The sequence below is a fragment of the Intrasporangium mesophilum genome (assembly GCF_054783095.1).
In genome coordinates this window covers 214,316-239,992 of sequence record NZ_BAAGRF010000027.1, presented here as the reverse complement: position 1 = coordinate 239,992, position 25,677 = coordinate 214,316, and the positions used below count along the sequence as shown (strand labels likewise).

Annotated in this window: 30 protein-coding genes and 1 tRNA gene; 14 read left to right on the top strand and 17 right to left on the bottom strand. The window is 70.3% G+C overall.

The window, feature by feature from the left end; translation table 11 throughout:
• Nucleotides 1-41: 41 nt before the first annotated feature.
• Genes ACYVLP_RS19375 through ACYVLP_RS19365 form a run of 3 tightly spaced genes read right to left on the bottom strand, consistent with a single transcriptional unit; the run spans nt 42 to nt 2,158 of the window.
• Entirely contained in the window at nt 42-860 is an 819-nt protein-coding gene (locus ACYVLP_RS19375; protein WP_460628958.1) for an SCO1664 family protein, read from the bottom strand.
• On the bottom strand, nt 844-1,392 hold the full coding sequence (locus tag ACYVLP_RS19370; RefSeq protein ID WP_452269454.1) for a DUF3090 domain-containing protein: 549 nt from the start codon (nt 1,390-1,392) through the stop codon (nt 844-846). The genes ACYVLP_RS19375 and ACYVLP_RS19370 overlap by 17 nt, the downstream gene beginning before the upstream one ends.
• Nucleotides 1,393-1,402: 10 nt before the next feature.
• On the bottom strand, nt 1,403-2,158 hold the full coding sequence (locus ACYVLP_RS19365; RefSeq protein ID WP_460628957.1) for an MSMEG_4193 family putative phosphomutase: 756 nt from the start codon (nt 2,156-2,158) through the stop codon (nt 1,403-1,405).
• Nucleotides 2,159-2,268: 110 nt separating this feature from the next.
• Here ACYVLP_RS19365 and ACYVLP_RS19360 point away from each other — a divergent pair, with 110 nt between their 5' ends.
• A complete protein-coding gene (locus ACYVLP_RS19360) occupies nt 2,269-3,270 on the top strand; it encodes a magnesium and cobalt transport protein CorA (RefSeq protein ID WP_460628956.1) in 1,002 nt (333 codons plus the stop codon).
• A 126-nt stretch (nt 3,271-3,396) separates the two neighbouring features.
• On the opposite strand, the gene ACYVLP_RS19355 is transcribed toward ACYVLP_RS19360, so the two are convergent.
• Together ACYVLP_RS19355 and ACYVLP_RS19350 are read right to left on the bottom strand one after the other, a co-directional pair.
• Nucleotides 3,397-4,257, bottom strand: coding sequence for an undecaprenyl-diphosphate phosphatase (locus ACYVLP_RS19355; RefSeq protein ID WP_460628955.1), 861 nt, complete (start codon nt 4,255-4,257; stop codon nt 3,397-3,399).
• 84 nt (nt 4,258-4,341) lie between these two features.
• Nucleotides 4,342-5,493, bottom strand: a complete 1,152-nt coding sequence (locus ACYVLP_RS19350) for an LLM class F420-dependent oxidoreductase (protein WP_460628954.1) — start codon at nt 5,491-5,493, stop codon at nt 4,342-4,344.
• A gap of 75 nt (nt 5,494-5,568) precedes the next feature.
• Between ACYVLP_RS19350 and ACYVLP_RS19345 the strand changes: the two genes are divergently transcribed.
• The gene (locus ACYVLP_RS19345; protein WP_460628953.1) at nt 5,569-6,504 is read left to right on the top strand and encodes an aldo/keto reductase; all 936 of its coding nucleotides are present in this window, start codon (nt 5,569-5,571) and stop codon (nt 6,502-6,504) included.
• 16 nt (nt 6,505-6,520) lie between these two features.
• On the opposite strand, the gene ACYVLP_RS19340 is transcribed toward ACYVLP_RS19345, so the two are convergent.
• Both ACYVLP_RS19340 and ACYVLP_RS19335 read right to left on the bottom strand, forming a co-directional pair.
• Nucleotides 6,521-7,024, bottom strand: coding sequence for a hypothetical protein (locus tag ACYVLP_RS19340; protein ID WP_460628952.1), 504 nt, complete (start codon nt 7,022-7,024; stop codon nt 6,521-6,523).
• Nucleotides 7,025-7,165: 141 nt separating this feature from the next.
• The gene (locus tag ACYVLP_RS19335) at nt 7,166-7,954 is read right to left on the bottom strand and encodes an LppX_LprAFG lipoprotein (protein WP_460628951.1); all 789 of its coding nucleotides are present in this window, start codon (nt 7,952-7,954) and stop codon (nt 7,166-7,168) included.
• 160 nt (nt 7,955-8,114) lie between these two features.
• On the opposite strand from ACYVLP_RS19335, the gene ACYVLP_RS19330 reads away from it, so the two are divergent.
• Complete coding sequence (locus tag ACYVLP_RS19330; RefSeq protein ID WP_452269462.1) at nt 8,115-8,300, top strand: DUF5703 family protein; 186 nt, start codon at nt 8,115-8,117, stop codon at nt 8,298-8,300.
• Nucleotides 8,301-8,365: 65 nt separating this feature from the next.
• Here the strand turns inward: ACYVLP_RS19330 and ACYVLP_RS19325 are convergent, their stop codons facing one another.
• Nucleotides 8,366-9,721, bottom strand: coding sequence for a M20/M25/M40 family metallo-hydrolase (locus tag ACYVLP_RS19325; protein WP_460628950.1), 1,356 nt, complete (start codon nt 9,719-9,721; stop codon nt 8,366-8,368).
• A 123-nt stretch (nt 9,722-9,844) separates the two neighbouring features.
• Here ACYVLP_RS19325 and ACYVLP_RS19320 point away from each other — a divergent pair.
• The 7 genes from ACYVLP_RS19320 to ACYVLP_RS19290 all read left to right on the top strand — a co-directional run bounded on the left by ACYVLP_RS19320 (nt 9,845) and on the right by ACYVLP_RS19290 (nt 14,664).
• Nucleotides 9,845-9,931 (top strand) — tRNA-Leu (locus tag ACYVLP_RS19320).
• Nucleotides 9,932-10,051: 120 nt separating this feature from the next.
• On the top strand, nt 10,052-10,582 hold the full coding sequence (locus ACYVLP_RS19315; RefSeq protein ID WP_460628949.1) for a MarR family transcriptional regulator: 531 nt from the start codon (nt 10,052-10,054) through the stop codon (nt 10,580-10,582).
• Nucleotides 10,579-11,388 (top strand): ABC transporter ATP-binding protein, encoded by an 810-nt coding sequence (locus ACYVLP_RS19310; protein WP_460628948.1) that lies wholly within the window; start codon nt 10,579-10,581, stop codon nt 11,386-11,388. The genes ACYVLP_RS19315 and ACYVLP_RS19310 overlap by 4 nt, the downstream gene beginning before the upstream one ends.
• The gene (locus tag ACYVLP_RS19305; protein WP_460628947.1) at nt 11,348-12,169 is read left to right on the top strand and encodes an ABC transporter permease; all 822 of its coding nucleotides are present in this window, start codon (nt 11,348-11,350) and stop codon (nt 12,167-12,169) included. Before ACYVLP_RS19310 ends, ACYVLP_RS19305 begins: the two co-directional genes overlap by 41 nt.
• 76 nt (nt 12,170-12,245) lie before the next feature.
• Nucleotides 12,246-13,514 (top strand): MFS transporter, encoded by a 1,269-nt coding sequence (locus ACYVLP_RS19300; protein WP_460628946.1) that lies wholly within the window; start codon nt 12,246-12,248, stop codon nt 13,512-13,514.
• A gap of 5 nt (nt 13,515-13,519) precedes the next feature.
• Nucleotides 13,520-14,290 carry a HipA family kinase gene (locus ACYVLP_RS19295; protein ID WP_460628945.1) on the top strand — a complete coding sequence of 257 codons (771 nt, stop codon included), beginning with the start codon at nt 13,520-13,522 and terminating at the stop codon, nt 14,288-14,290.
• Nucleotides 14,287-14,664 (top strand): DUF3037 domain-containing protein, encoded by a 378-nt coding sequence (locus tag ACYVLP_RS19290; protein WP_460628944.1) that lies wholly within the window; start codon nt 14,287-14,289, stop codon nt 14,662-14,664. Before ACYVLP_RS19295 ends, ACYVLP_RS19290 begins: the two co-directional genes overlap by 4 nt.
• Before the next feature lie 6 nt (nt 14,665-14,670).
• Here the strand turns inward: ACYVLP_RS19290 and ACYVLP_RS19285 are convergent, their stop codons facing one another.
• From ACYVLP_RS19285 to ACYVLP_RS19260, 6 genes are all read right to left on the bottom strand, one after another.
• Nucleotides 14,671-14,991, bottom strand: coding sequence for a hypothetical protein (locus ACYVLP_RS19285; protein ID WP_460628943.1), 321 nt, complete (start codon nt 14,989-14,991; stop codon nt 14,671-14,673).
• A gap of 87 nt (nt 14,992-15,078) precedes the next feature.
• Nucleotides 15,079-15,897, bottom strand: a complete 819-nt coding sequence (locus ACYVLP_RS19280) for a TrmH family RNA methyltransferase (protein WP_460628942.1) — start codon at nt 15,895-15,897, stop codon at nt 15,079-15,081.
• A gap of 34 nt (nt 15,898-15,931) precedes the next feature.
• Nucleotides 15,932-16,699: a sulfite exporter TauE/SafE family protein gene (locus ACYVLP_RS19275; protein ID WP_460628941.1), complete on the bottom strand. Its 768-nt coding sequence runs from the start codon at nt 16,697-16,699 to the stop codon at nt 15,932-15,934.
• A gap of 78 nt (nt 16,700-16,777) precedes the next feature.
• Nucleotides 16,778-17,977 (bottom strand): SPFH domain-containing protein, encoded by a 1,200-nt coding sequence (locus ACYVLP_RS19270; RefSeq protein WP_460628940.1) that lies wholly within the window; start codon nt 17,975-17,977, stop codon nt 16,778-16,780.
• A 103-nt stretch (nt 17,978-18,080) separates the two neighbouring features.
• Nucleotides 18,081-18,527, bottom strand: coding sequence for an NfeD family protein (locus tag ACYVLP_RS19265; protein WP_460628939.1), 447 nt, complete (start codon nt 18,525-18,527; stop codon nt 18,081-18,083).
• A gap of 129 nt (nt 18,528-18,656) precedes the next feature.
• A complete protein-coding gene (locus ACYVLP_RS19260) occupies nt 18,657-19,442 on the bottom strand; it encodes an ABC transporter ATP-binding protein (protein ID WP_452269476.1) in 786 nt (261 codons plus the stop codon).
• A 97-nt stretch (nt 19,443-19,539) separates the two neighbouring features.
• Between ACYVLP_RS19260 and ACYVLP_RS19255 the strand changes: the two genes are divergently transcribed.
• On the top strand, nt 19,540-20,304 hold the full coding sequence (locus ACYVLP_RS19255; protein ID WP_460628938.1) for a hypothetical protein: 765 nt from the start codon (nt 19,540-19,542) through the stop codon (nt 20,302-20,304).
• Nucleotides 20,305-20,312: 8 nt separating this feature from the next.
• Here the strand turns inward: ACYVLP_RS19255 and ACYVLP_RS19250 are convergent, their stop codons facing one another.
• Nucleotides 20,313-20,735 (bottom strand): pilus assembly protein CpaE, encoded by a 423-nt coding sequence (locus tag ACYVLP_RS19250; RefSeq protein ID WP_460628937.1) that lies wholly within the window; start codon nt 20,733-20,735, stop codon nt 20,313-20,315.
• Between the two features lie 53 nt (nt 20,736-20,788).
• On the opposite strand from ACYVLP_RS19250, the gene ACYVLP_RS19245 reads away from it, so the two are divergent.
• A complete protein-coding gene (locus tag ACYVLP_RS19245; protein ID WP_460628936.1) occupies nt 20,789-21,529 on the top strand; it encodes a PIG-L deacetylase family protein in 741 nt (246 codons plus the stop codon).
• On the opposite strand, the gene ACYVLP_RS19240 is transcribed toward ACYVLP_RS19245, so the two are convergent.
• Entirely contained in the window at nt 21,530-22,456 is a 927-nt protein-coding gene (locus ACYVLP_RS19240) for a phosphotransferase (RefSeq protein WP_460628935.1), read from the bottom strand. It lies immediately after the preceding gene.
• A complete protein-coding gene (gene glgA / locus ACYVLP_RS19235) occupies nt 22,453-23,658 on the bottom strand; it encodes a glycogen synthase (protein WP_460628934.1) in 1,206 nt (401 codons plus the stop codon). The genes ACYVLP_RS19240 and glgA overlap by 4 nt, the downstream gene beginning before the upstream one ends.
• Nucleotides 23,659-23,769: 111 nt before the next feature.
• Here glgA and glgC point away from each other — a divergent pair, with 111 nt between their 5' ends.
• On the top strand, nt 23,770-25,029 hold the full coding sequence (gene glgC, locus ACYVLP_RS19230; RefSeq protein ID WP_460628933.1) for a glucose-1-phosphate adenylyltransferase: 1,260 nt from the start codon (nt 23,770-23,772) through the stop codon (nt 25,027-25,029).
• The gene (locus ACYVLP_RS19225) at nt 25,026-25,658 is read left to right on the top strand and encodes a class I SAM-dependent methyltransferase (protein WP_460628932.1); all 633 of its coding nucleotides are present in this window, start codon (nt 25,026-25,028) and stop codon (nt 25,656-25,658) included. Before glgC ends, ACYVLP_RS19225 begins: the two co-directional genes overlap by 4 nt.
• Nucleotides 25,659-25,677: the final 19 nt, after the last annotated feature.

Genomic DNA, 25,677 nt, shown 5'->3' with positions numbered 1-25,677 from the left:
AGGGACCCTCCGCGCGGTCGGCGATCGAGCGTGTGGGGTGCTCAGAGGGGCGGCCAGGGCACCGAAGGCCAGTCCGGGCTCGGGTAGGGATGCACCCGCGTCCGGACGAGCCGGGCGATGCGGGTGACCAGCGCGTCGACGTCGCCCTCTGGCAGGAGGGTGAGCATGCGGGTGTGGGCCGGGTCCTGCTCCAGCAGCGCCTGCAGCACTTCGAGACGGTCGACCTCGGCTTGAGGGAGGGGCTCACCGGCCCAGCCCCACAGCACCGTCCGGAGCTTGGGCGTCGGCGAGAAGGTGACGCCGTGGTCGATGGCCCAGAGCCGGCCGTTGGCATCGCGCAGACAGTGCGACCCCTTACGGTCCGAGTTGTTGATGACGGCGTCGAGGACCGCGAGGCCGCGCACGTCGTCGGCCGAGGAGTGGACGACGGTGACGGCCTCTCCGCCCGGAGTCTCGCCGTCGAAGACCGCCCGCCAGCCGTCCGGTGTCCGACCCTCCGGCACGAGGTCGACCACGGCGTCGTCGGGAACGGGGTCGAACGGGTCACCGATCCACAGCTGCACCGAGCCGGGGCCGAGCGGCCCGTCCCTCAGCACGGTCGGCGGCACGACGAACCAGCCGCCGAGCTCGGACACGACGTGTGCGGCGACCTCGCGGCCCGCAAGGGTGCCTTCGGGGAAGTCCCACAAGGGGCGTTCGCCGCGCACCGGCTTGTAGATGACGTGCCGGCCGGGCGCTGAGGACACCCGCCCGAGCACGGCGAGGTTGGACGAGTCGGCGATGCGCCCGACGACCTCGATCTCGCCGGTCAGGTCGACCGCCGACTCCGTCGGCTGGGGCAGCTCAGCGCTTGTAGCCATTGGCCCGCGGGCAGATATGGCCCGTGGGGTCGAGCGGCCCGCCACAGAAGGGACACGGCGGGCGACCTGCAGCGACGATGGCGGTGCTGCGACGGGCGAAGGCGCGCGCCTCGGCGGGGCCGAGCGTGACTCGCATCGAGTTGCGTCCGAGCGGCCCGACCTCCTCGTCGTCGACCTGCTCATCGGTCTCGTCAGGGTCGTGGTCGTGGCACTCGATGACCAGGCGCTGGCGGTCCTCGTCCCACGCCAGCGACAGTGTCTGCACCCGCCAGTCCTCGTCGAACGGCGTCTGCAGCGGCTCGCTGTCCTCCGGCATGCCACCCGGCTCGCCCGGCTCGATCGCGGCCGCGGGCGCGAGCTGGTCGAGAACGTCGTTGATCCGGTCGGCGAGGATCGAGACCTGCTGCTTCTCCACCCCGACCGTGACGATCCGCGCCCCAGCGCTCGCCTGCAGGTAGAAGGCCCGCTGACCGGCGGGTCCGACCGTGCCGGCGACGAACCGGTCTGCGGGGTCGAAGTCCTGGACGGTCATGATCTCGACCTTATCCGACGACCTCGGTCGTGCCGGCTTCGCCGGGCTGCGTCGGACCGGCGCCACCGCCGACGTCTGCGTCGCCGTCCTCGACGGCGTGTCGCTGTGGTGGACGCAGGTCGCTCAGGTCGCCGCCGATGTCGTTGACCCGGAGCACGAAGGGGCGCCGGCTCGTGTAGCGCACGACACTGACGGAGGCGGGATCGACGGTGATCCGCTGGAAGTCGTCCAGGTGCGCGCCTGCGGCGTGCGACAGGATCGACTTGATCACGTCACCGTGGGACACCGCCACCCAGGCGGCGTCGGCACCGTGCGTCTCCAGGATGCGCGCGTCGGTCTCGCGAACCGCGCGAAGGGCGCGCTCCTGCATCTCCGACATCGACTCGGCGGAGTATGCAGCCGAGTCGGGAAAGCGCGCCTGGCTGGGGCGGTCCTGCACGACCCGCCAGAGCTCGTCCTTGGCCAGCTCCGCGATGGGGCGCCCCGTCCACGCACCGTAGCGACACTCCCCCAGCCCGTCGTGGACGCTGCGGCCGACCTGTGCGGGAAGGGCGGCCGCCAGCAGGTCGGCCGTCTGCACGCACCGGTCCAGCGGCGAGGACACGATCTCGGCGATCGGCAGCGTCGCTGCAGCCATGCGCTCACCGAGCGAGGCCGCCTGCCGCTCCCCCGTCTCGTCGAGGAAGACGCCCGGCATCCAGCCGGCGAGGGTGCCTGCGGTGTTCGACGTCGAGCGTCCGTGGCGGACGAAGATCACGGTGGGCACAACGGCCAGCGTAGACGGCGGCCCCGATCGCCCGGCATACCTCCCGACCGACGCAGGGCGTCGCGGCGGACCTGCGTGCCATCCCCAGCCACGCGTGGTGAAGTAGGAGGGTGATCGTGGACAAGGCCATCTACAAGGACGGCCGCCGTCACGGGTGCGGCGACCTCAGCGACGAGCTCGACGCCCTCCGCCTGGGGGTGGAAGGCTTCCTGTGGATCGGCCTGAAGGACCCGACCGACGAGGAGTTCGCGCTCGTCAACCAGGAGCTCAACCTGCACCCGCTGGCCGTCGAGGACGCGGTGTACGGCCATCAGCGGGCGAAGATCGAGCAGTACGAAGGCTCGACGTTCGTCGTGCTGAAGACGCTGCGCTATATCGAGGCGACCAGCGACGTCGAGACCGGCGAGGTGATGCTGTTCATCGGAGACAAGTTCGTCGTCACGGTCCGCCACGGCGAGGGCAACCCGCTCGCCGGGGTGCGGCAACGCCTGGAGATCGAGCCGGAGCGCCTCGGCCATGGTCCGATGACGGTGCTGCACGCCGTCATGGACTCCGTCGTGGACAACTACATCCTCGTCGACCGTGAGATCAAGAAGGACCTCGACGAGATCGAGGAGCAGGTCTTCGGGTCTGCCCACTCGGGCGATGCGAATACGATCTACCGGCTCAAGCGCGAGGTGCTCGAGTTCCGCCGCGCGAGCCAGCCGCTGGCCGAGACGCTGGCCAACTTCATGGAGCGCGGCCGGGGGCGCGCTCTCGACAATGAGCTCGTCGTGTTCTTCCGAGACGTCGCCGACCACCTGCGGCTGGTCAACGACCACGTCGAGTCGTACGACCGTCTCCTGACCGACATCCTCTCGGCGCACCTCGCGAGCGTCTCGGTCAAGCAGAACGAGGACATGCGCCGCATCTCGGCCTGGGTGGCGATCGCTGCCGTGCCCACGATGATCGCCGGGATCTATGGCATGAACTTCGAGAACATGCCCGAGCTGTCCGCGAGCATCCATGTCGGCTCGTCGGAGTTCCGCTATGGCTACTTCCTCGTGCTGGGCATCATGGCCGGGGCCTGCACCCTGCTCTACCGGGCGTTCAAGCGGTCCGGCTGGCTGTAGCGGGCCGCCGCGGACGGTGAGCGGACGGTGGAGCGGACGGGGTCACGTGACCCCTGAGATGGGGCGCTCACTCGACCAGCCACCCCACCCGGTCGCGTGAGCGCCTGGTCACTGCCGCGACTCGCGTCAGGTCGCCGAGATCCAGCCCGCGGTCAGCGAAGCGGCGAGCACGAGACCGAGGATCACGCGGTACCAGACGAACGGGATGAGGGTGTTCGACGCGACGAAGCGCAGCAACCAGGCGATGGAGCCGTAGGCGACGACGAAGGCGACGACGAGGCCGACGACCACGGGGCCGCCGCCCAACGCCGCGAGCCCGTCCTTCTCCTCGACCGCCTGGAAGAGGCCGGCCGCGGAGAGCGCCGGGATGGCGAGGAAGAAGCTGAGCCGTGTCGCCGTCACACGGTCGATGCCGCGGAAGATGCCGGCGGAGATGGTCGCACCGGACCGGGAGACGCCGGGTATGAGCGAGAAGCACTGGATCAGCCCGATCGCGAGCCCGTCGATCGGGGTGACGGAGTGCTCGCCTCGCACTCGGCCCCGGGCCTCGATCTCGGCATACCGGCGCTCGGCGAACACCATGACCGCGCTCCACAGCACCAGAGCCACCGCGACGACCCACAGGCTGCGCAGCGGGCCTGAGATCACGTCACGGGCCAGGAAGCCGACGATGCCGACGGGGATCGAGCCGATGATGACCGCCCAGGCCAGCCCGTAGTCGGGGTCGGTGCGGGCCTCGGACCGCGTCAGCCCGCGGAACCACGCGACCGCGAAGCGCACGATGTCCTTGAAGAAGTAGATCAGCGTCGCGGCGATCGCGCCGAGCTGGATCACGGCGGTGTATGCCGTCACCGCGGGGTCATCCACCTCGAGCCCGAGGAGCTTCTCGGTGATGGTGAGGTGGGCGGTGGAGGAGACCGGGAGGTACTCGGTGAGGCCTTCGACGACGCCGAGGATGACGGCGTCGAGGTAGCTGAGATCAGCCATGGGTCAGCGGGAGCCTTCTGCGCGGGATCGGGGTCCGGCCGCGTCCCGATGGGGCGAGGCGGCCGCTTGGCACAGTGTCGCAGCCTATCCCGACACCCCGCTGACAGGCGGCCCTGGGTCCGGGTCCGCGATGCTCTCGGGGTCGTGGTCCCGACCGGCCGGCGCGGCGGCCGCCGCAGGCTCGAGGCCGGCGATCCCGGCCACGACCTGCAGCGTCGAGAGCGCCTGGTCGCGGGTCATGCCGCCGCTGGCCGCGACGGCGAGGGTCGTCACGCCCGCCTCCTCATAGCGGCGGATGCGGCGCGCGATGCGGGCCGGGGAGCCGAGCAGCGCCGTCTCGTCGATGAAGTCGAGTGGCACTGCCTCTGCGGCCTCGCGATGCCGGCCGGCGAGGTAGAGGTCCTGCACGCGAGCGGCGTCGTCCTCGAACCCCATCCGGCAGGCGAGCTGGTTGTAGAAGTTCTGCTCGCGCGAACCCATCCCGCCGATGTAGAGCGCGCAGTAGTCGCGGACGAAGCCGGCAGCCGTCTCCACGTCGTCCACCAGGATGACCGGCGTGGTGGCCACGACGTCGAAGCCGGCCATCGGGTCGGCATCGGAGCCCTTGCCGCCGGCGCGGCGCCCCGCCTCGATCGTGGCCAACAGCTCACCGGCGTGCTCGGGACTGAAGAAGATCGCCAGCCAGCCGTCGGCGATCTCGCCGGCGAGCTGAAGGTTCTTCGGACCGACCGCGGCCAGGTAGACCGGGATGTCCGGGCGAGCGGGACGGGCAGCGAGCTTGAGCGCCTTACCGGGGCCGCCCGGAAGCGGCAGCGGGTAGTGCGGACCGTCGTGTGCGACCGTCTCGCGCCGGATGGCGGCCCGGACGATCTCGACGTAGTCGCGGGTGCGTCCGAGTGGGTGCCGGAACGGCACACCATGCCAGCCCTCGCTCACCTGTGGCCCGGACACCCCGAGCCCCAAGCGGAACCGGCCGTGCGACAGGGTGTCGATCGTTGCCGCTGTCATGGCGGTCATCGCGGGCGTGCGCGCCGGGATCTGCATCACGGCCGAGCCGAGCCCGATCCGTTCCGTCACCGCCCCGAGCCACGCCAGCACCGACGGGCTGTCCGAGCCATACGCCTCCGCGACCCAGGCGCTGTCGAACCCGAGGCGGTCGGCCTCGCGGCCGATCGCGATCTGGTCGTCCCCCGAGGTGCCGCGACCCCAGTAGCCCAGGTTCACTCCGATCTTCATGAGCCGCAGGCTATCGGCGCGGGGCCCGACGTGGCGCGCGATGACGGCGTGACGCGACGCACTACGGTCTGGGACATGCGCAGGCGTCTCGGCTCTTCCGGTCTCTCGGTCACCCCCTTGGCGCTGGGCACCATGCTCTGGGGCAACGCCGTCGACCGGCACGATGCGGCCGACCATCTGCGCGCCTTCGTCGACGCAGGAGGCAACCTCATCGACACGGCATACGGCTACGGCGGCGGAGACGCCGAGACGATCCTCGGCGGCCTGCTGTCCAGCACGGTGTCGCGCGACGAGGTGGTCGTCTGCACCAAGGCGGGCGTGGCGCGGGTGGGCAGCGAGCGGCGAGTCGACGTCTCACGCGGTGGGCTGATGGCCCAGCTCGAGGCGTCCTTGCGCCGGCTCGGCACCGACCATGTCGACCTCTGGCTCGTGCACACCTGGTCTGACGACGTCCCACTCTCGGAGACGTTGTCGGCTCTCGAGTGGGCGGCGGGCTCCGGGCGGGCGCGCTATGTCGGAGTGTCCAACTACTCGGGGTGGCAGTCGGCGAGAGCCTTCAGTCTCCTGGAGAGCGCGCGAGTTCCCTTGGTGGCCAACGAGGTTCAGTACTCCCTCGTATGCCGTGCTCCCGAGACCGAGGTCATACCCGCTGCCGACTCGCTCGGCATCGGCCTGCTCCCCTGGTCGCCGCTCGGGCGCGGCGTGCTCTCCGGGAAGTACCGCAGCGGCATACCGTCCGGCTCGCGAGCCGCGTCACCCGACTTCCCCGGCTTCGCCGAGCGGTTCCTCGACGAGCACAGCGTCCGGGTCGCCGACGCGGTGGCGATGGCGGCGCGCGGACTCGGGGTGAAGCCTGCGGAGGTCGCACTGGCCTGGGTGCGCGACCGACCGGCAGTGGCCGCGCCGATCGTCGGTGCTCGGACCGCGGCCCAGCTGCGCACGGCTCTGTCGAGCCTCGACCTGGAGCTGCCGGAGCAGATCGTCACCGCACTGGACGACGTGTCAGCCTGACCGCGGCGGTGGGACCTCAGCGGCGCGAGTCCGCGCCGTCCTGCATCGCAGCGTCCTCGTCCTCGTCGTCCTCGTCGTCGTCCTCTTCGTCTTCGTCGTCGTCCTCGAAGTCGATGTCGTCGTCGTAGTCGTCGTCCTCGTCGAGGTCGTCGTCCTCGTCGTCCTCGTCGTCCTCGTCGTCCTCGTCGTCATCGTCGAGGTCGTCGTCCTCGTCCTCGTCCTCGTCCTCGTCCTCGTCGGCGACGTCCTCGTAGTCGTCGGAGTCGAGACCGGCGTAGACGCGGCCGTCGGTGCCGTCCTCGTCCTCGTGTCCATCGAAGTCGTCGCCGTAGATCGCCAGCGGTGTCGCCACCTCGGTGGCGTCGTACAGCGCCTCGTCATAGTCGTCGAAAGCCTCGGCGAGATCCTGCGCGGCGGCGACGACCATGGGGTGGTCGGGGTCGCGGCTCGCGTTCGCGGCCTCGAAGTGACGCTCGAGGGCGGCGATGAGCTGCTCCAGGGCGGAACGCGGGTCGGTCATGCTTCGACCGTAGTGGACCCAACCACGCAGGAGAACCGAATTCGGGCCACGAAACCGGAACGGTCCCGGCACGAGCGAGGCTCGTGCCGGGACCGTTTACCGGTGCTTCCCAGGCCGTTCATCGACCGAGGGAAAGACCGGTCACATCGGGGCCTTGACCGTGTCCTTCGCCGGCGGCGCCTGGATGTCCACAGGCTCGCCGTACTTACTCATCGTCATCTCGGCGTCGACGCCCATCAGGCTGAAGACGACCTTGCGCAGGTGGTCCTTCTCGTCGACCCAGACCGTGTAGCTGAGGGTCTTCGGGAGCTTGCCCTTCTCCTCGGCCGGCAGCGTGTCCTCGATGGACTTGCTGTCGAGCGTCAGGTCGTACTTGTACGTCTTGTCGCCGTCGACGGTGTCCTCGCCGACGTACTTCACGTTGGTGACGGCCTTGTCGAACTGGTCATACATCTTGGACGGGTCCGCCTGGTTGAGGGACTCCGCGAGCTGCTTGCCGACCGTCGAGGAGCTGTCCACGACCGCCCACTTGTTCGCGGCCAGCCCTGGGAAGCCCTTCATGTAGACCTTGCCGTCGACGAGGATCATGTCGAGCTTCATCGCCGAGCCCATGTCCATGGAGACCCGCATCGCCGGGTTGGTCTTGTCGACCTTCGTGTCGCCGACCATGCTGATCTTCTCGCCGGAGGCATCCATCGCCATGGTGACGTGGGCCGTCGTGGCGCCGTCGGAGGCCGCCTTGAGCGCGGCGACGAGCGCGTCCTTGTCCTTGAACGGCTGCGCGGACGAGTCGCCTGTGGCCGTGCTCGAGGCGCTCTGGGACTGGGTTGTGCCCGTCGACGGCGTCTCGGTCTTGCCGCAGGCGGCGGCGCCGAGGACGACCGGCAGGATGATGGCTGCAGCCGCGGTGCGGCGTAGGTTGAGTCTCACGTGTTGCCCTCCTGGGCCCTCTACGCCGGGCATCGCCAGGCGGTGAACCCCGTTGGTGCCGCACCCTCCCCGGCGCGGCCTTCTCTGACCGCATGAGGCTACCGCGCGGATGTTGCATGCCTGCCCGGGTTCGGGTCTCGTTGGTGTCACAATGGCGGCGATGACCGAATACGAGTACCGGGTCCTCACCTTCGACCGGCACACCTCCAAGGCAGAGGCGCGCCAGGCGGTCAGAGACCATGCCGAGTACGGCCGCTGGGAGCTCGCCAGGACCGTCATCTACGAGGGCGGCGTGCGCCGGATGTGGCTCCGCCGCCGCATCATGCGGGTCGAGCGCACGGCCTGACCGGGCCACCGGGCCACCGGGCCGATCCGGCCGACCGGCTCTCGAGTGCCCCGACCGGTCCGCAGTCAGCAGGTCCGCAGGAAGTCGCCGAGCACCCGCGCGCCGAACCGCAATGACTCGACCGGGACCCGCTCGTCGATGCCGTGGAACATCGGCGCGAAGTCGAGGTCGGCGGGCAGACGCAGCGGGGCGAAGCCGTAGCCCTGGATCCCGAGCCGGCCGAGCGCCTTGTTGTCGGTGCCTCCCGACAGGCAGTACGGCAGGATCGCGGCCGACGGGTCCTCGCGGAGCAGCGACTGCTTCATCGCCTCGACGAGACCGCCCTCGAACGGCGCCTCGAGCGCGACATCGGTGTGGACGACCTCGACCTCGACGTGCTCGCCCGCGAGCTGCCGGATCGTCTCCATGAGCTGCTCCTCGTGGCCGGGCAGGAAGCGGCAGTCGACCGCCGCGCTCGCGGTCTGCGGGATGACGTTGTGCTTGTACCCCGAGTCGAGCATGGTCACGTTGGCCGTGTCGCGAAGCGTGCCCCGCACGAATCCCTGCGCCCCACCGAGCGCGCTGAGCAGCGGCTCGAGGTCGGCGGCATACCCACCGTCGCCGCCGCGCGGCACGCCGGTGAGCTGGCTCAACCCGTCGAGCAGCGCGCGGACCGAGGCGATGTACTCATGTGGCCACTCGTATGCCGCGATCCGGCCGATCGCGGCGGCGAGCCGGACGATGGCGTTCTCGTCGTTCGGGACCGACCCGTGCCCGGCCCGCCCGTGCGCCCGCAGGCGCAGCCACGCGATGCCCTTCTCGGCCGTCTGGAGCAGGTAGGCCCGGCGTTCCCCCTGCGGCGTCGGCACCGTGACGCTGTAGCCACCGACCTCGCTCACCGCCTCGGTCACGCCCTCGAACCACTCCGGGTGGTTGTCGACGAGCCAGTGGCTGCCGAAGACGCCGCCCGCCTCCTCGTCGGCGAACAGGACGAACGTGGTCGTGCGGGCGGGCTTGGTCCCGGTCCGCGCGAAGTGACGCAGGTTAGCGATGATCATCGCGTCCATGTCCTTCATGTCGACCGCGCCGCGTCCCCAGATGCAGCCGTCGCGCTCCTCTGCGGCGAACGGGTCGACCTGCCAGTCGGCGGCGTTGGCGGGGACGACATCGAGGTGGCCGTGCACAGCGAGCCTGGGGCGGGTGGGGTCCGCTCCCTCCAGGCGCAGCACGACGGTGGCTCGCCCGGTCTCGCTCTCGAGCAGCTCGGCTTCGAGGCCGACCTCGGCCAGCTCGCCCATGACATACTCGGCTGCCTTGCGCTCGCCGGGGCCGCTGCCGTCGCCGTAGTTGGACGTGTCGATCCGGATCAGGTCCGCGCAGATGCGGGCCACCTCGTCCTCCGGGCTGAGGATGCGGTCGGCGGCGGGTCGGTCGTCGGTCATGCCGATCAGGGTATGCCGGAGCGTCCCTCGGGCGGACCTGCCCCGTTTGGTCTTTTGGACAGCCCCCGTGCTAACGTTTCCCCTCGCCGCAAGGGAGTCCTAGGGCCCCTTGCACATCACCTTGTCGGGGTGGCGGAATGGCAGACGCGCTAGCTTGAGGTGCTAGTGCCCTTAACGGGCGTGGGGGTTCAAGTCCCCCCCTCGACACCAAGCGGAGGGCTCAGGTCGCTGACCTGGGCCCTCTGTCGCTCTCTCGCGGCGATCGGACGGATCGGACCGACCGTGGGCGATTCGTTGGCCACACCTCTGCAACAGACGTAATCTCGTGGTGTGAGTGACACACAGGTGACCCGGCTGGCCGACGACCTCTACGACGTGCTCGGACTTCTCCGACGTCGGTCCCGGCGTCTCGTCGGGGCGCCCTTCCCCGACCTGGCCCTCTCCGGCGCACAGCTCGAGCTGGTCCGCGTGATCCGCCGTAACCCGGGGGTGGCGGTCGCCCATGCGGCGACCCTGCTGGGACTCGCCCCGAACACCGTCTCGACGCTCGTGGGGCAGCTGGTCGCCCTCGAGGTCGTGGTCCGCGACCGCGACGAGCGCGACCGCCGGCTCGCTCGGCTGCACCTGACTCCTGCGGCACGCGAGACCCTCGAGCAGTGGCGCGACCGCCGCGCGCAGGCAACCGCCGCCGCGCTGGCCGAGCTCGGCGCGGGCGACCGCGCGCGCCTGGCCGAGGCGCTCCCCCTGCTCGCGCGGGTCGCTGCTGCCCTGCCGGACGAGGAGGCGGCCGAGCCGAGCATCGACCCGACCACCAAGCGCTCCGAGCGATCCAGGCCGGCCCTCGACCAGGCCGGGACATGACCGCAGCGCTCGACCTGCGGGGTCTGTCGTTCAGCTTCGGCAAGTTCCGTGCCGTGGACGACCTGACGTTCGCGGTCGAGCCGGGCGAGTGCTTCGGCCTGCTCGGGCCCAACGGCGCCGGCAAGACGACGACGATCCGCCTGCTCAACACGCTGCTGCCGCTGCAGGTGGGTGACGTGTGGGTCTTCGGCCGCTCCGTGCGCGAGGACGCGATGGGCGTGCGACGGCTGATCGGGTACGTGCCGCAGTCGCTGTCCATCGAGGGCGACCTCACGGGGCGGCAGAACGTCGAGTGGTTCGCACGCCTCTTCGACGTGCCACGCCGCGAGCGACGCGCGCGCGTCGACGAGGTGCTCGACATGGTGGACCTGCGCCCCGACGAGCACCGCCTCGCCTCGACCTACTCCGGAGGCATGGTGCGGCGCCTCGAGCTGGCGCAGGCACTGGTCAACCGCCCGGCCCTGCTCGTGCTCGACGAGCCGACGGTGGGCCTCGACCCGGTCGCCCGCGACAGCGTGTGGCACCGGGTTGCGCAGATGCAGAACGACCACGGGATGACCGTGCTGCTCACGACTCACTACATGGAGGAGGCGGACGCGCTCTGCGACCGCATCGCCCTGATGCACCACGGCCGGCTCCGCGCCTTGGGCTCCCCGGACGATCTCAAGTCCGATGTGGGTGACGATGCATCGCTCGAGGACGTCTTCCGCCACCACACCGGCGCGAACCTCGACGGTGCCGCCACAGAGAAGGGAGGGCTGCGCAGTGTCCGGGCAACTCGTCGAACCGCGCGTCGCCTCGGCTGACTCGCAGGCACGCACCGGCGTCCTTCTGCTGGTGTCCCGGATCGGGACGTTCTGCCTCGTCGAGCTGCAGAAGCTGCGGCATGACCGCAGCGAGCTGCTCACCCGGGCCATCCAGCCCGTCCTCTGGCTGGTCATCTTCGGCACGACGTTCAGTCGCATCCGCGCCATCCCGACTGGCGGCCTCGACTATCTCGACTTCCTCGCTCCAGGGGTCATCGCCCAGTCGGCCCTGTTCATCGCGATCTTCTACGGCATCCAGATCATCTGGGAGCGCGACTCTGGCGTGCTCACCAAGCTCCTCGTGACGCCGAGCCCGCGCTCGGCGCTCGTGGCCGGCAAGGCGTTCGCGGCGGGCGTCCGGTCGGTCGCTCAGGCAGCGATCGTCGTGGTGGTGGCCGCGCTCATGGGCGTGGCGATGTCGTGGAACCCGGTCCACCTCGTCGGTGTCGTGGCCGTGGTCATGCTCGGCGCGGCGTTCTTCTCGTGCCTGTCCCTGAGCATCGCCGGCGTCGCGCTGAGGCGCGACCGCCTCATGGGGATCGGCCAGGCCATCACCATGCCCCTGTTCTTCGCCTCGAACGCGCTCTACCCGATCGAGCTCATGCCCGGCTGGCTCCAGGTGGTCAGCCACGTCAACCCGCTGACCTACGAGGTCTCGGCGCTGCGTGGCCTGCTCATCGGCACCCCGACGAACTACTGGCTCGACTTCGGCGTGCTGCTCGGCAGTGCCGTCGCGGGCATCGCGTGCGCGGCGGCGCTCATCGGCAGGCTCGCGCGATGAGACTCGCCATGCCTGCGACGTGCGCCGGCACCGACACGTAACCGCACGTTCGGCCCGCCACCGTACGCTGTGCCGCGTGACCTTCCTGCGCGCCCTCTGGACCCTCCTGCATCTGCAGGGCTTCCGTCGGCTCTTCGTCAGCCGGGTCACCTCATCCTTCAGCGACGGATTGTTCCAGGTGGCGCTGGCAAGCCATGTCCTGTTCAACCCGGAGCAGGCCGCTGACGCCCGCAGCATCGCGCTGGCGTTCGCCGTCGTGCTGCTCCCCTACAGCGTGCTCGGGCCGTTCGTCGGTGTGCTGCTCGACCGGTGGCCGCGGCGCCGGGTGATCATCGTCAGCCAGCTCATCCGGGCCGCGGCGATGCTGGCGGTCACCGGGCTGGTGACGGGCTCGGACACCGGTCCCGCGTTCTTCGCCCTCGTCCTGCTGGTCTTCTCGGTGAACCGGTTCATCCTCGCCGGCATCGCGGCCGCGATGCCCCACGTCGTGACCCGCGACCGCCTGGTCAGCGCGAACTCCGTTGCCCCGACCTGCGGATCGATCGCCTACCTCATCGGCGGCGGGGTCGGCACCGGGCTGCGCGCGCTCGGCGCGACCGACGCCGTCGTCGTCATCGCGGCTGCTGCCGGTGTTCTCGTCGCCGCGTGGGCGGCCGCGCGGCTGCCCTTCATCGGCCCGGACGACACGCGGGACGCACCCTCGATAGGTCACATCACGCGGTCGGTCATCACCGGCCTCGTCGAGGCGGTCCGGACCCTGCCGCGGCGGGCCCGCGTCCTGCTCCTTCTCGTCTTCCTCACCCGGCTCCCGTTCGGGTTCCTCCTGCTCCAGTCGCTGCTGCTCTTCCGGGGCCCCTTCGAAGGCAGCAACGGTGCGCTCGGCTTCGGGATCGCCGCGGGTGCGTCCGCGGTCGGTTTCGCCCTGGCCGCGTTCGTGACCCCGTGGCTGGCACCTCGCCTGAGCGCCGTCCCGTTCGCGGCCCGCATGCTCGCCCTCGGCGCTCTCACCTGTGCGGTGTTCGGCCCGTTCATGCAGCCTTGGAGCATCGTCGTCATCGGCTTCGTGGTGTCCTTCACCTCGCAGTGCGTCAAGATCTCGGTCGACTCGCTCATGCAGGCACACGTCGACGACCACCTGCTGGGCCGGGCGTTCTCGGCATACGACGTGGTCTACAACGCGGGCATGGTGCTCGCCGCTGCGCTCGGGGCGCTGCTGCTGCCGGAGACGGGGCTGGCCTGGTGGCCGCTCATGGCCTTCGCCTGCCTGTATGCCGCTGCGGCCACCCTGCTGGGCCGCACCTGGGCCCGGGCGACCCGGCTCGACCTCGAGCGGCCACTAGTGTGACCCCCGTGCTGCCCGAGCTGACCGCGACCCGCTACGTGACCCCGCTCAAGGAGGGCGGCTCGCTGCCCGGCCTCGTCGAGGCCGACGACGACGGCACGTACGTCATGAAGTTCCGAGGCGCCGGACAGGGCCTCAAGGTCCTCGTCGCGGAGGTCATCGTGGCGGGCCTGGCCCGGCTGGTCGACGTGCCGGTGCCCGACCTCGCCGTCATCACCCTCGATCCGCGTATCGCCAAGTACGAGGCCGACGAGGAGGTGCAGGACCTGCTGACGGCGTCGGTGGGCACCAACCTCGGCGTCGACTTCCTGCCCGGGTCGCTCGGCTACGACGGCTCTCGACCCCCTGCTGCCGACCTCGCCGAGCGGATCATCTGGCTCGATGCGCTGACCGCCAACGTGGACCGCACGTGGTCCAACCCCAACCTGCTGGTGTGGCACGGGCGCACCTGGGCCATCGACCACGGCGCAGCGCTCTACTTCCACCACTCCTGGCCGTCCAAGGCACCGTCGCCCGAGCGCTTCGCGGCCCAGCCGTTCGATGCGACCCGCCATGTCCTGCGCGACGTCGCCGGCGACGTCTCCGCACGTCACGACGAGCTCGCCGCACTCCTGACGGAGGAGGAGGTCGAGGCTGTGATCGCACAGGTGCCCGATGGCTGGATCGAGCCCACCCCAGACCTCGCCGACGCTGCGGCGGTGCGGGCGGCATACCGGCAGATGCTGCGGGCTCGACTGGACGGTGCGGCAGCATGGCTCCCGACGGGGGTCGCCGCGTGAACGCCTACCAGTACGTCCTGCTCAGGCTCGTCCCGCGCGTCGACCGCGAGGAGTTCATCAACGTCGGCGTGGTGCTCTACTCCCAGGACGCGGGCTTCCTCGACGCCGCCTGGGACCTGGACGAGCGGCGGGTGTCGGCCCTCGCATCGACGTGCGATCTCGACGGCGTCCGCTCGATGCTCGAGCAGATCCGGGCCGTATGCCGTGGGGCGACCGGAAAGGGCCTTCCGACCCTCGAGAAGCCCGGCCAGCGGTTCGGCTGGATCATCGCGCCGCGCTCGACCGTCGTGCAGCCGGGACCTGTGCACGGCGGGCTCTGCGACGACCCGGCCGTCGAGCTCGAGCGGCTGCTCGACCGCCTCGTCCGCGCCTAGGCCGGCTCAGGCGTCGCGACGCTCGACGCCCCGCAGGTCTGCCATCAGCGCGCGAGTCCGATCGCGACTGTCGAGGTACTGCAGGAGCAGGTGGCGCCCGACGAACCAGGCGACGGCCGTCGTCACCCAGCACGCGAGCGCCGGCTTCCACCACTGCGATGCGTCCACCGGACCATCGTGGGACGACGCGGCCATGGCCCGGGTCTGGAGGTACCAGAAGATCATCGGGATGCCGCTGCAGACGACGGCCGTCCAGATCAGCAGTGCACGCCGGTTCCGCCGAGCACGACGGACGCGCTCCGACTCTTGTCTTTCGGTTCGAGCCACGCGGTGAGTCTGTCAGACCCCCAAGGAGATTGGCGCGCTGAAACCGCGTTGTCTCACGGATTCGCTGGTCTCCGTGGCCGATCCGACCTAGCGCGGACCGCGGACGCGCAGCGCCCACATCGCCACCGCCGACGCGGCGGCCACGTTGAGAGAGTCGACGCCGCCGGCCATCGGGATGCGCACGGTGAGGTCCGCGGCCGCGACGGTGCGACGGGACAGGCCGTCGCCCTCGGCGCCGACAACGACTGCGACCCGCTCCGGAGGGTTCGACTCGAGCTCGTCGAGGGACACCGAGTCGTCGGACAGAGCCATGGCTGCGACGGTGAAGCCTGCCTCGCGAAGAGTGTCAATTCCGTTGGGCCACGGGCTGATTCGTGTCCAGGGCACCTGAAAGACCGTGCCCATGGACACCCTGATGGAACGCCGGTAGAGGGGGTCGGCGCATCGTGGCGTCACGAGCACGGCATCGACGCCGAGCGCCGCGGCGCTGCGGAAGATGGCGCCCACGTTGGTGTGGTCGACGATGTCCTCGAGGACGACCACGCGTCGGGCACCGGCGACGAGGTTCGCGACCTCTGGCAGGACGGGACGTTGCATCGCCGCAAGGGCGCCGCGGTGGAGGTGGAAGCCGGTGAGCTGCTCGAGGACGTCGTGCTCGCCGACGAAGACGGGCACACCGGCGGCTTCAGCGTCGGCGACGACGTCCGACAGGTCGTCGAGCCATCTCCTCGCCATGAGGTACGACCGAGGGGCGTGCCCGGCGCGCAGGGCACGCCGGATCACCTTCTCGCTCTCAGCGATGTAGAGACCGCGCTCGGGCTCCGTGCGGCGGCGGAGGGCGACGTCGGTCAGCCCGACGTAGTCCTCCAGCCGCGGGTCGGCGGCGTCAGTGATCTCGATCGGCACGCCGACAGGCTAGTGCTCGAAGGTCTGCACCCGGTCAGGGGAACCAGATGAGCTTGACCGCGGCAACGACGCCGATCACGACAATGATGCATCGCAGCGCGACGGGCGGGATCCGGCGGCCGACGTGGGCGCCGATGATGCCCCCGAGGAAGGCCCCCGTCGCGATCAGCAGAACCACGAGCCAGTCGATGTACTCGCGGGCGAAGAGGATGAAGACGACTGCGGCCACGAAGTTGACGACGAGGGCGAGGACGTTCTTGTAGCCGTTGAGTCGCTGGATGGGCTCGGCGGACAGCGCGCTGAAGATTCCCATGAGCAGCACGCCCTGCGCGGCGCCGAAGTAGCCGCCGTAGACCCCGGCCAGGAAGACTCCGGCGGCCATGGCCGGCGCGTGCCAGCGCGGCTCGCGGGCAGCGTCGTGGGGTCGTGCGAGCGACTGCAGCTTCGGCCCGACGAGCACGAGGACGACGGCGATGCCGATGAGCACGGGCACGATCGCGCGGAAGGCCGATGCCGGCAGCACGAGCAACAGTCCGGCGCCGACCACGGCCCCCACGAAGGACAGCGGCATGAGCCGCCGCAGCGTGCCGCTCGCGCCGACGAGCTCGTGCCGGTACCCCCAGGAGCCGCTGGCTCCCCCGGCGACGAGGCCGATGTTGTTGGACACGTTCGCGACCAGGGGCGGGTACCCGAAGAACAGCAGCGTCGGGAACGTCAGCAGCGTCCCCGACCCGACGATGGTGTTGATGATCCCTGCGCCGGTGCCGGCGAGCGCGATGGCGAGCCCGGACCAGAACGACACCCGGTCACCCTACAAGGGGTGCCCGGGTGTCGATTGGGGCTGTCCACACTGCCCGGACTGGGCAGGACTGGTGGCAGGTCAGCGCTGGGTCGGCGCCTCCGGCAGCTCAGGCGGCTCCGGCAGGTCGCCGGGGTCGGGGTCGGCCGCCGAGGCTGCTGCCCCGGCGCCACTGGCCTCGACGGGCGGTGCGGCCATCGGTGGCGGCGGGACCTCGGTGCCGCCGTGCCGGATCGGGGGCTGCTGGCGCCCGACCGGCGCGGCATGCTCGGTGGACTCGGCGCTGGCCTGGGCGGCTTGGCCGCGCGCCTCGGCGAGGGCCTTGGCCGGGTCCTCGAGGACCGTCTCGGAGAAGGCATCGTCGAGCTCGGGCTCGACCCACGGCTCGTCATCGATATCGGAACGAGGCGCGTCGTTGCCGCCGAGTGCGTTGCCGATCCCCTTGAGGGCGTCGGTCAGCTCGGACGGGACGATCCACATCTTGTTGGCGTCGCCTCGAGCGATCTGCGGGAGCACCTGGAGGTACTGGTACGCCAGGAGCCGCTGGGTCGGCTTGCCACGGTGGATCGCCGAGAAGACCTGCTGGATCGCGCGAGCCTGCCCCTGGGCCTCGAGGATGCGTGCCTGGGCGGAACCCTCGGCTCGCAGGATCTGGCTCTGCTTCTCGCCTTCGGCCGTGAGGATGGCCGACTGCTTGACACCTTCGGCCGTGAGGATGGCGGCACGACGGTCACGCTCGGCGCGCATCTGCTTCTCCATCGAGTCCTGCACCGACGCGGGCGGGTCGATCGCCTTGAGCTCGACCCGGTTGACGCGGATTCCCCACTTGCCGGTGGCCTCGTCGAGGACGCCACGGAGCTGGCCGTTGATCTGGTCGCGGCTGGTCAGGGTCTGCTCGAGGTCGAGGGAGCCGATGACGTTACGCAGGGTGGTGACGGTGAGCTGCTCGATGCCTTGGATGAAGTTGGCGATCTCGTAGACGGCCGACTTGGCTTCGATGACGGAGTAGTAGATGACGGTGTCGATGCTGACAACGAGGTTGTCAGAGGTGATCACCGGCTGCGGCGGGAACGACACGACCTGCTCGCGCAGGTCGATGTTCGCCCGCACCTTGTCGACGAACGGCACGAGGAAGTGGATCCCGGCCGTGAGCGTCTTGTTGTAGCTGCCGAGGCGCTCGACGATCTGCGCGGTCTGCTGCGGCACGATGCGCACCGTGCGCAGCACGACGATGATGACCACTACGAGGATCAGCAGCGGGATGATGAGTACCGGGTCCACGACCTTCTCCCTGATCAGCCGCGTTGCTCGGGCGCTTGAGGTTGCCCGATCGGTGCGCGGCGGGTGCGGGCTGGTCGGACGACCAGCCCGTTCGATGCAGCTATCAGCTGCCCACGACGCGGGCGCGGCTCACGACCGCGGTGGCCCCGTCGATGGAGTCGACGATGACCTCCTCACCGGGCTCGATGCTCCCGTTGAGCGTGCGGGCCGACCAGGTCTCGCCGGACAGCTTGACCCGGCCCCCTGCGGGGGTCACACGGTCGAGGGCCACGGCCGACCGGCCGATCTGCGCAGCCGCTCCCATGAGGTGCTGCTCGTGGACGGTGAACCGCTTCTTGAGCCAGGGGCGCACGGTCAGGAGCAGAGCGATGGTCACGCCCGCCGCGACGATGGACTGGATCAGGACGGGAGCGCCGAGCGCAGCCGCCGCACTGCCTCCGAGAGCGCCGCCGGCGACCATCAGGAAGGTGAAGTCGGCGGTGACCGCCTCGATCGCCACGAACACCAGGGCCGACCCGAGCCAGACCAGCCATGCCTGCCCCTCGAACACGTTCCCACCCTGCTTTCATCGTGTCGGCGCCAGGACGCCGACGTCCCGTGCGTCACTCCTGTGACGTCTCTAAGTCTGCCTCAGTTCCCTGTCGGCACCTACGGCCGGAGGCGCCCGATGAGGTCACGATCAGGTGGCTGCTCGGGCCGACCAGCGCTCGCCGTGGCGCTCGAGCACGAGGGGCATCCCGAAGGTGGCGGTGAGGTTCTCGGCGGTAAGGGTCAGCGTGAGCGGACCGGCCGCAACGACGCGCCCGTTGCGGAGCATGAGCACGTCGGTGAACGACGGTGGGATCTCCTCGACGTGGTGGGTCACGAGGACCAGGGCCGGGGCCTCGGTGTCGGCAGCAAGGTCGCCGAGCCGCCGCACGAGGTCCTCGCGGCCGCCGAGGTCGAGCCCCGCGGCCGGCTCGTCGAGCAGCATCAGCTCGGGATCGGTCATCAGGGCCCGGGCGATCTGGACACGCTTGCGCTCACCCTCGCTGAGGGTGCCGTAGGTGCGGTCGGCGAGATGGTCGGCCCCGAGCGCCTTGAGCAGCTCCATCGCGCGGGCATAGTCGACCTCGTCGTAGGTCTCCCGCCATCGGCCGATGATGCCGTAGGACGCCGTGACGACGACGTTCCCGACGATCTCGTCGCCGGGGATTCGCTCGGCCATCGAGGAGCTGGCCAGGCCGATCCGCGGCCGCAGCTCGAAGACGTCGACCGCGCCGAGCACCTCGCCGAGAACTCCGGCGACCCCCGTCGTGGGGTGCATCCGCGCTGCGGCTATCTGCAGCAGCGTCGTCTTTCCCGCGCCGTTCGGCCCGAGCACGACCCAGCGCTCGCCCTCCTCGACCTCCCACGTCACGTCGTCGACGAGCGTCGTCGCGCCGCGTCGAACGGTCACTCCGGCGAAGGCGAGGACATCGCTCATGCGAGATCACCTTCCGAGGAGCGCTCAAGACTGCTCATGGCTCGACCCTATGACACGGCACGGCCGCGGCTCCGGGGGCGCACCCTACGATGGCGGGGTGCCCGAGCTGCCCGCCTCAGTCCGCCTCGCTCTCTGGGTGACCGCGGCCTGGCGGGGCGATGTCACTACCCCGGAGGCGCTTTCGCGCGCCTTCCCGGACGTCGACCATGTCGCCGGAGACCTCGCCCGCTTGGACGTGTGGCGCGACCTGGGCGAGCGGGCAGTGTTCGTCGCGCTCCCTCGCCCCGGCGACACGAGCCGTATGCCGCCCGGCTCGGTCGCGGCGTCAGCCCACGCAGCCTCGGCCGGCGAGTGCGTCTTCGTCGCGGGCCTCGGTGGAGTGCTCGTCCCGACCCTGTCCGAGTTCGGTCCCGCCGGTGACGTCGGGCTCCGGGTGGACTGGACCGCATACGACGCGGACCCGGTTCCGCGTCATCGCCTGGAGATGCTCGACCTTCGCGACGTCGAGCGGCAGCTCGTCGCGCGGCTGCACGAGCACGCGAGCGGTTTCGAGTCGGTCGGCGGCCACCCGTGGGGTGCGCAGGCGCGCGCGGAGGCAGAGTCCGACCTCGACACTGCCCTGTGGGGGATCCCGCCACGCACGTCGGGGCGCGCGCTGCGGATCATGGCACTCGCCGGCAACGTCTCGCGGATGGCACACCGCGCGTCCGGCCTCACCGCGCTCGGGTCGGGCGGGCTCGACGCCGGCACGGCCCACGCGCGGGACCTCCTGCTTCGCGACCTCGGTGCTGACGCCGACGCGGCGCTGTCGGACGCGACCAACATCGCGGTGATGTCGATCGCCGGCTGGCGGCCGGCCTGACCCAGCGCCTAGCCCTCGCGGCCGGGCTCGGCCGGCTCGAGGTGCGCCAGCACCGCTCTGGCGTAAGCTCGCTCGGCGTCGATGTCGGCATGGCGATTCAGGTCGCCGTCGCTGGAACGCATCACGACGGCATACCCGCCATCGAGCTGCTCCAGCGCCACGAACGCGTCGCCGAGCAGCTCCCTGAGCTGGTCCTCGCGCGGCAGCCAGACCACCTTGCTGCGCTCGACGCTGTCGAGCGCCCACTCGGTCGTCCCGTTGAAACCGATGACGTCGCCCGTGCGGAAGGGGTGGACGTCGATGGTGAGATCGCTGATGACGAAGACGTCCTCCTCCATCCCGTCCACGGGCACGACGAAGCGGTCGCCCCGAGCGGGCTTCCACTCGAGACCGGCCGCGGTCAGGCGCTTGGCGAGCTCGATCGTCAGCATGCCCCATCCTCACATCCCGCCGCGCGCGGTCCAAGGTCACCTAGATTGGCCGGATGACTGACAGCCCGCAGCTCCCGCAGCTCACGCCGCTCGACGAGTCCACCTTCGACACCGTGCTGTGCATCGCCGCGCACCCGGACGACCTCGAGTACGGCACCGCGGCCGCGGTGGACCGGTGGGTCAAGGCGGGCAAGACCGTGACCTACCTGCTGGTCACTCGGGGCGAGGCCGGAATCGACACGATCCACCCGGACGAGGCCGGTCCGCTGCGCGAGCAGGAGGAGCGCGACGGTGCAGCAGAGGTCGGCGTCGAGGTCGTGGAGTTCCTCGACGGGTTCAAGGACGGCGTCGTCGAGTATGGTCTGCCGCTTCGCCGCGCGATCGCTCGCGAGATCCGGATCCGCCGGCCTGACCTGCTCGTCAGCCTCACCCATGCCGAGCGTTTCCCGAACGGCTTCGTCAACCAGGCCGACCACCGGGCAGTCGGCCTCGCCGTCATCGATGCCAAAGCTGACGCGGGCAACCGATGGATCTTTCCGGGCCTCGTCGACGAGGGCCACGAGCCCTGGAAGGCCAAGAGCCTGCTGGTCTGCGGCGACCCCCAGCCGACGCACTGGGTCGACGTCTCCGACCATTTCGACGCCGCCGTCGCTTCCCTCTCGTCGCACGACGACTACCTGGCGGCGCTCGGTCCGGACTACCCCAAGCCGGCCGAGCTCCTCGAGATGATCCTCGGCGGTGCCGCCGGGGCGCTCGGCGTGAAGTACGCCCTCGCCGGCCACCTCATCACCTGATCATCGGCTGACGAGGCGCTCGACCAGGGGTCGCAGCGCCGCCGACCGGCGGCGCTGCCAGTCCCGGAAGGTGGGCTGTCCGGGCCGCTCAGGCTTCAGCGCGTAGAAACGGAACATCCCAGTGACCGCCACGACGAATCGCGTTGCCTCGTAAGGCAGCCGGGCCAGCATCCCTCGCGCCGTGCTGAGCGCCACCTGCGGTCCGCCGACATGACCGGACGCTACGACGTCGAGCGCCAGCGACGCGGCGTCGACCCATGCCGCGCCATGGCACGCCGAAGCCCAGTCCACGAGCCACACGTCCTCGCCGTGCGGAACGGCGTTGTCGCAGCGGACGTCCAGATGGACCAGATGCGGGCCGGTCGTCCAGATGGACCACCCGTCCGACATGGCGACGAGGCTCTCGATGTGTGCGCGCTCCCAGTCGTCGAGCTCGTCGGGACGGTCGTGCACCAGGTCACGCCACCCGTCCAACGGCGGCAGCCGCTCGACGGCCGGCGCCAGCCCCTCGATGCCTACGTGACCCGCACACGTTGCGACGGCGTCCGCGACGGACGCGAGGTGTTGCGACCTCCACGGTGGCCCGACGGCAGTGCCGTCAGCCGCTTCGGTCACGATGGTGACCCACCCGTCGTGCTCGAAACCCGCGACCAGGGGTGCGTGCGGCACCGAGCCGGGCAGCATACGGAGCACCTCCAGCTCGCGGCGATGGAACTCGTGTGCGCTCGGGCTCATCGACGCCGCAACGGTTTTCGCAAAGACCTGTCGGCCGTCGGTGAGCGTCAGCAGCGCAGCAGGTCCGGGCGACATGCCACCGTGCACCGACTCGGTGCCGACCACACGTGCGCCGACCGCCGCCTCGAGTGCGGCGTGGAGGCCCGGTGGAACCTGGTCGAACGGCAGCCGGGGTGTGAAGGCGCCCGTCATGCGCCGCCGAGGACCGCCCGGTAGACCTCGAGCGTTCGGTCCCCGATCGAGGCCCACGAGAACGACTCGACGGCTCGCTGTCGCCCCGCCTGTCCGAACCGGCGCGCGCGGTCGACGTCGGCCACGCCTTCGTTCAGCGCGGCGGCCAGGTCGGCCACGAACCGCTCGGGGTCGACCGGGGTGCCGGTGCCGTCCTGCACCTGCTCGATCGGCACGAGCCAGCCGGTCTCGCGGTCGACCACCACCTCGGGGATGCCACCGGTCGCGGTCGCGACCACGGCGAGCTCGCAGGCCATCGCCTCGAGGTTGACGATGCCCAGCGGCTCGTAGACCGACGGGCACGCGAACACCGTCCCGTGGCTGAGCAGTGCGACGACCTCGTTGCGGGGCAGCATGTCCGGGATCCACACGACCCCCTCGCGCTGGCTGCGGAGGTCGTTCATCAGGCCCTCGACCTCGGCCTTGATCTCAGGCGTGTCCGGTGCGCCGGCGCACAGGACGAGCTGCACGTCGGCGGGGAGCGAGGCGCAGGCCCGCAGGAGGTACGGCAGTCCCTTCTGGCGCGTGATCCGGCCGACGAACACGACGGACCGCCGGTCGGGGTCGACGCCGTGCCTGCGGACGGTCTCCCGGGCAGCGTCGGACCGGTCTGGGACCCACAGCTGGGAGTCGATCCCGTTGTGCACCACGTGAACTCGGTCGGGATCCAGGGTCGGGTAGCTCTTGAGGATGTCCTCGCGCATGCCGGCGCTCACCGCGACGACTGCCGCGGCGGCCTCGTAGGCCGTGCGCTCGGCCCAGGACGACACGCGGTAGCCGCCGCCGAGCTGCTCGGCCTTCCACGGGCGCATCGGCTCCAGCGAGTGTGCCGTGACGACATGCGGCATACCCCCGAGGAGCGAGGCGAGGTGGCCACCGAGGTTGGCGTACCACGTGTGGGAGTGGACGATGTCCGCTCCGACACAGTCACCTGCGAGCGCGACGTCGACACCAAGGGTCTGCAGGGCCGGGTTGCTCTGTGCGAGCTGGGGGAGGTCGGGGTATGCCGTGGTGCCGGGTTCGTCACGCGGGGCCCCGAAGCAGCGCACCTGGACGTCGAGGTCACCGCGCGCGCGCAGCGCCCGGACGAGCTCGGCCACATGGACGCCGGCGCCCCCGTAGATGGCGGGCGGGTACTCCTTGCTGAGGATGTCGACGCGCACGATCTGACCCTAGCCCCGCCGGCTCGCGCGCAGCGGCGACGCGACGGAGAAAGCGCGACCCCAGTGCGGACAAACCTGCCGGGGTGCCGACGATGGCCCTAGGGTGACGTCATGGCCCGACGAAGCCCATCCGCTGGTCCGAAAGTCCTTGCCATCGTGCTCGCCGGGGGTGAGGGAAAGCGGCTGATGCCGCTCACAGCGGACCGGGCCAAACCCGCGGTGCCGTTCGCCGGCATCTACCGGCTGATCGACCTCGCGCTGTCCAACGTCGTCAACTCGGGCTACCTCAAGGTCGTCGTCCTCACGCAGTACAAGTCCCACAGCCTCGACGCCCATGTCACCAAGACCTGGCGGATGTCGACGCTCCTGGGCAACTACGTCACGACCGTGCCCGCCCAGCAGCGCGTCGACAAGAACTGGTATCTCGGCAGCGCCGACGCGATCTACCAGAGCCTCAACCTCATGCACGACGAGCGGCCCGAGATCGTCGTCGTCGTCGGGGCGGACCACGTCTACCGCATGGACTTCAGCGCCATGGTCGACCAGCACATCGAGACGGGTGCAGCGTGCACGGTCGCCGCGATCCGCCAGCCGATCTCGCTGGCGAACCAGTTCGGTGTCATCGAGGTCGACCCGAGCGACCCGTCCAAGATCGCCGCGTTCCGCGAGAAGCCCAGCGACCCGCAGGGGCTGCCTGACAACCCGGACGAGGTCCTCGCCTCGATGGGCAACTATGTCTTCACCGCCGACGCGCTCGAGGAGGCCGTCACACGAGACCACGACCGCGAGTCGAGCAGCCACGACATGGGCGGCGACCTCGTGCCCGACTTCGTCAAGCGCGGTGAGGCGGGCGTCTACGACTTCAAGGACAACGTCGTCCCCGGCTCGACCGAGCGCGACGGCGGCTACTGGCGCGACGTCGGCACGATCGAGTCGTACTACGACGCCCACATGGACCTCATCTCGATCCACCCGGTCTTCAACCTCTACAACTACGAGTGGCCGATCTACACCCAGCACAGCCCCTACCCCCCGGCGAAGTTCGTCCACGGCAGCGGCGACCGGATCGGCGAGGCCCTGAACTCGGCTGTCTCCCCCGGCGTCGTCGTCTCGGGCGCGCACATCTACGCGTCGGTCCTGTCGCCCCTGGTGCACGTGCACTCGTACGCGAGCATCCAGGGCTCGGTCATCCTCGACAACGTCACGGTGAACCGGCACGCCCAGATCCGGCGGGCGATCATCGACAAGAACGCCGTCATCCCCGAGGGCTGCCAGATCGGGATCGACCACGAGCACGACCGGGCCCGAGGGCTGCACGTCACTGACACGGGGATCGTCGTCGTCGGCAAGGACCAGGTCGTCACACGGTGACCGCACCCGCGTCCAGGCAGTCCGACAACGCCACGACGCTTGCGGCATACGAGGCGCGCGCAGAGGTGTACCGGTCCCAGACCGGGCAGGAAACGCAGACTCCGGACCCGTTCGTCGAGCGGCTTGCGGCGCTGGCGCCGCCGGGTGAGGTGCTCGAGATCGGCAGCGCCCACGGCCGCGACTCGGACAGTCTGGAGCGGCTGGGCCGGCGGGTGCGGCGCACCGATGCCACCAGGGCGTTCGTCGACATGCAACGTGCGGCGGGACACGATGCCGAGGTCCTGGACGTCCTGACTGATCCTCTGGTCGACGACCGCCACGGCCCGTATGCCGCTGTGCTCGCCAACGCCGTCTTCCTGCACCTCACGCCCGAGCAGCTGCACGACGTGCTGACCAAGGTGCGCGGGGCCCTTATCCCCGGCGGTCTGCTGGGGTTCACCGTGAAGGCCGGTGACGGCGCCGAGTGGAGCGACCACAAGCTCGGTCTTCCGCGCTGGTTCCAGTACTGGCGAGCGGACCCGCTCCGCGATGCCGTGGAAGGCGCGGACCTGTCCGTCCTCGACCTCTCGGCTCGCCCCGGGGCGAGCTGGAACTGGCTGGTCGTCCTGGCGACGCCCCGCGTGCGGTAATTAGCTGGCCGGCGGCCGG

Coding starts and splice junctions, on each gene's coding strand:
- ACYVLP_RS19375 (WP_460628958.1), bottom strand. CDS start 860: ATGGCTACAAGCGCTGAGCTGCCCCAGCCGACGGAGTCGGCGGTCGAC.
- ACYVLP_RS19370 (WP_452269454.1), bottom strand. CDS start 1,392: ATGACCGTCCAGGACTTCGACCCCGCAGACCGGTTCGTCGCCGGCACG.
- ACYVLP_RS19355 (WP_460628955.1), bottom strand. CDS start 4,257: ATGGCTGATCTCAGCTACCTCGACGCCGTCATCCTCGGCGTCGTCGAA.
- ACYVLP_RS19350 (WP_460628954.1), bottom strand. CDS start 5,493: ATGAAGATCGGAGTGAACCTGGGCTACTGGGGTCGCGGCACCTCGGGG.
- ACYVLP_RS19345 (WP_460628953.1), top strand. CDS start 5,569: ATGCGCAGGCGTCTCGGCTCTTCCGGTCTCTCGGTCACCCCCTTGGCG.
- ACYVLP_RS19340 (WP_460628952.1), bottom strand. CDS start 7,024: ATGACCGACCCGCGTTCCGCCCTGGAGCAGCTCATCGCCGCCCTCGAG.
- ACYVLP_RS19330 (WP_452269462.1), top strand. CDS start 8,115: ATGACCGAATACGAGTACCGGGTCCTCACCTTCGACCGGCACACCTCC.
- ACYVLP_RS19325 (WP_460628950.1), bottom strand. CDS start 9,721: ATGACCGACGACCGACCCGCCGCCGACCGCATCCTCAGCCCGGAGGAC.
- ACYVLP_RS19310 (WP_460628948.1), top strand. CDS start 10,579: ATGACCGCAGCGCTCGACCTGCGGGGTCTGTCGTTCAGCTTCGGCAAG.
- ACYVLP_RS19260 (WP_452269476.1), bottom strand. CDS start 19,442: ATGAGCGATGTCCTCGCCTTCGCCGGAGTGACCGTTCGACGCGGCGCG.
- ACYVLP_RS19250 (WP_460628937.1), bottom strand. CDS start 20,735: ATGCTGACGATCGAGCTCGCCAAGCGCCTGACCGCGGCCGGTCTCGAG.
- ACYVLP_RS19245 (WP_460628936.1), top strand. CDS start 20,789: ATGACTGACAGCCCGCAGCTCCCGCAGCTCACGCCGCTCGACGAGTCC.
- ACYVLP_RS19240 (WP_460628935.1), bottom strand. CDS start 22,456: ATGACGGGCGCCTTCACACCCCGGCTGCCGTTCGACCAGGTTCCACCG.
- glgC (WP_460628933.1), top strand. CDS start 23,770: ATGGCCCGACGAAGCCCATCCGCTGGTCCGAAAGTCCTTGCCATCGTG.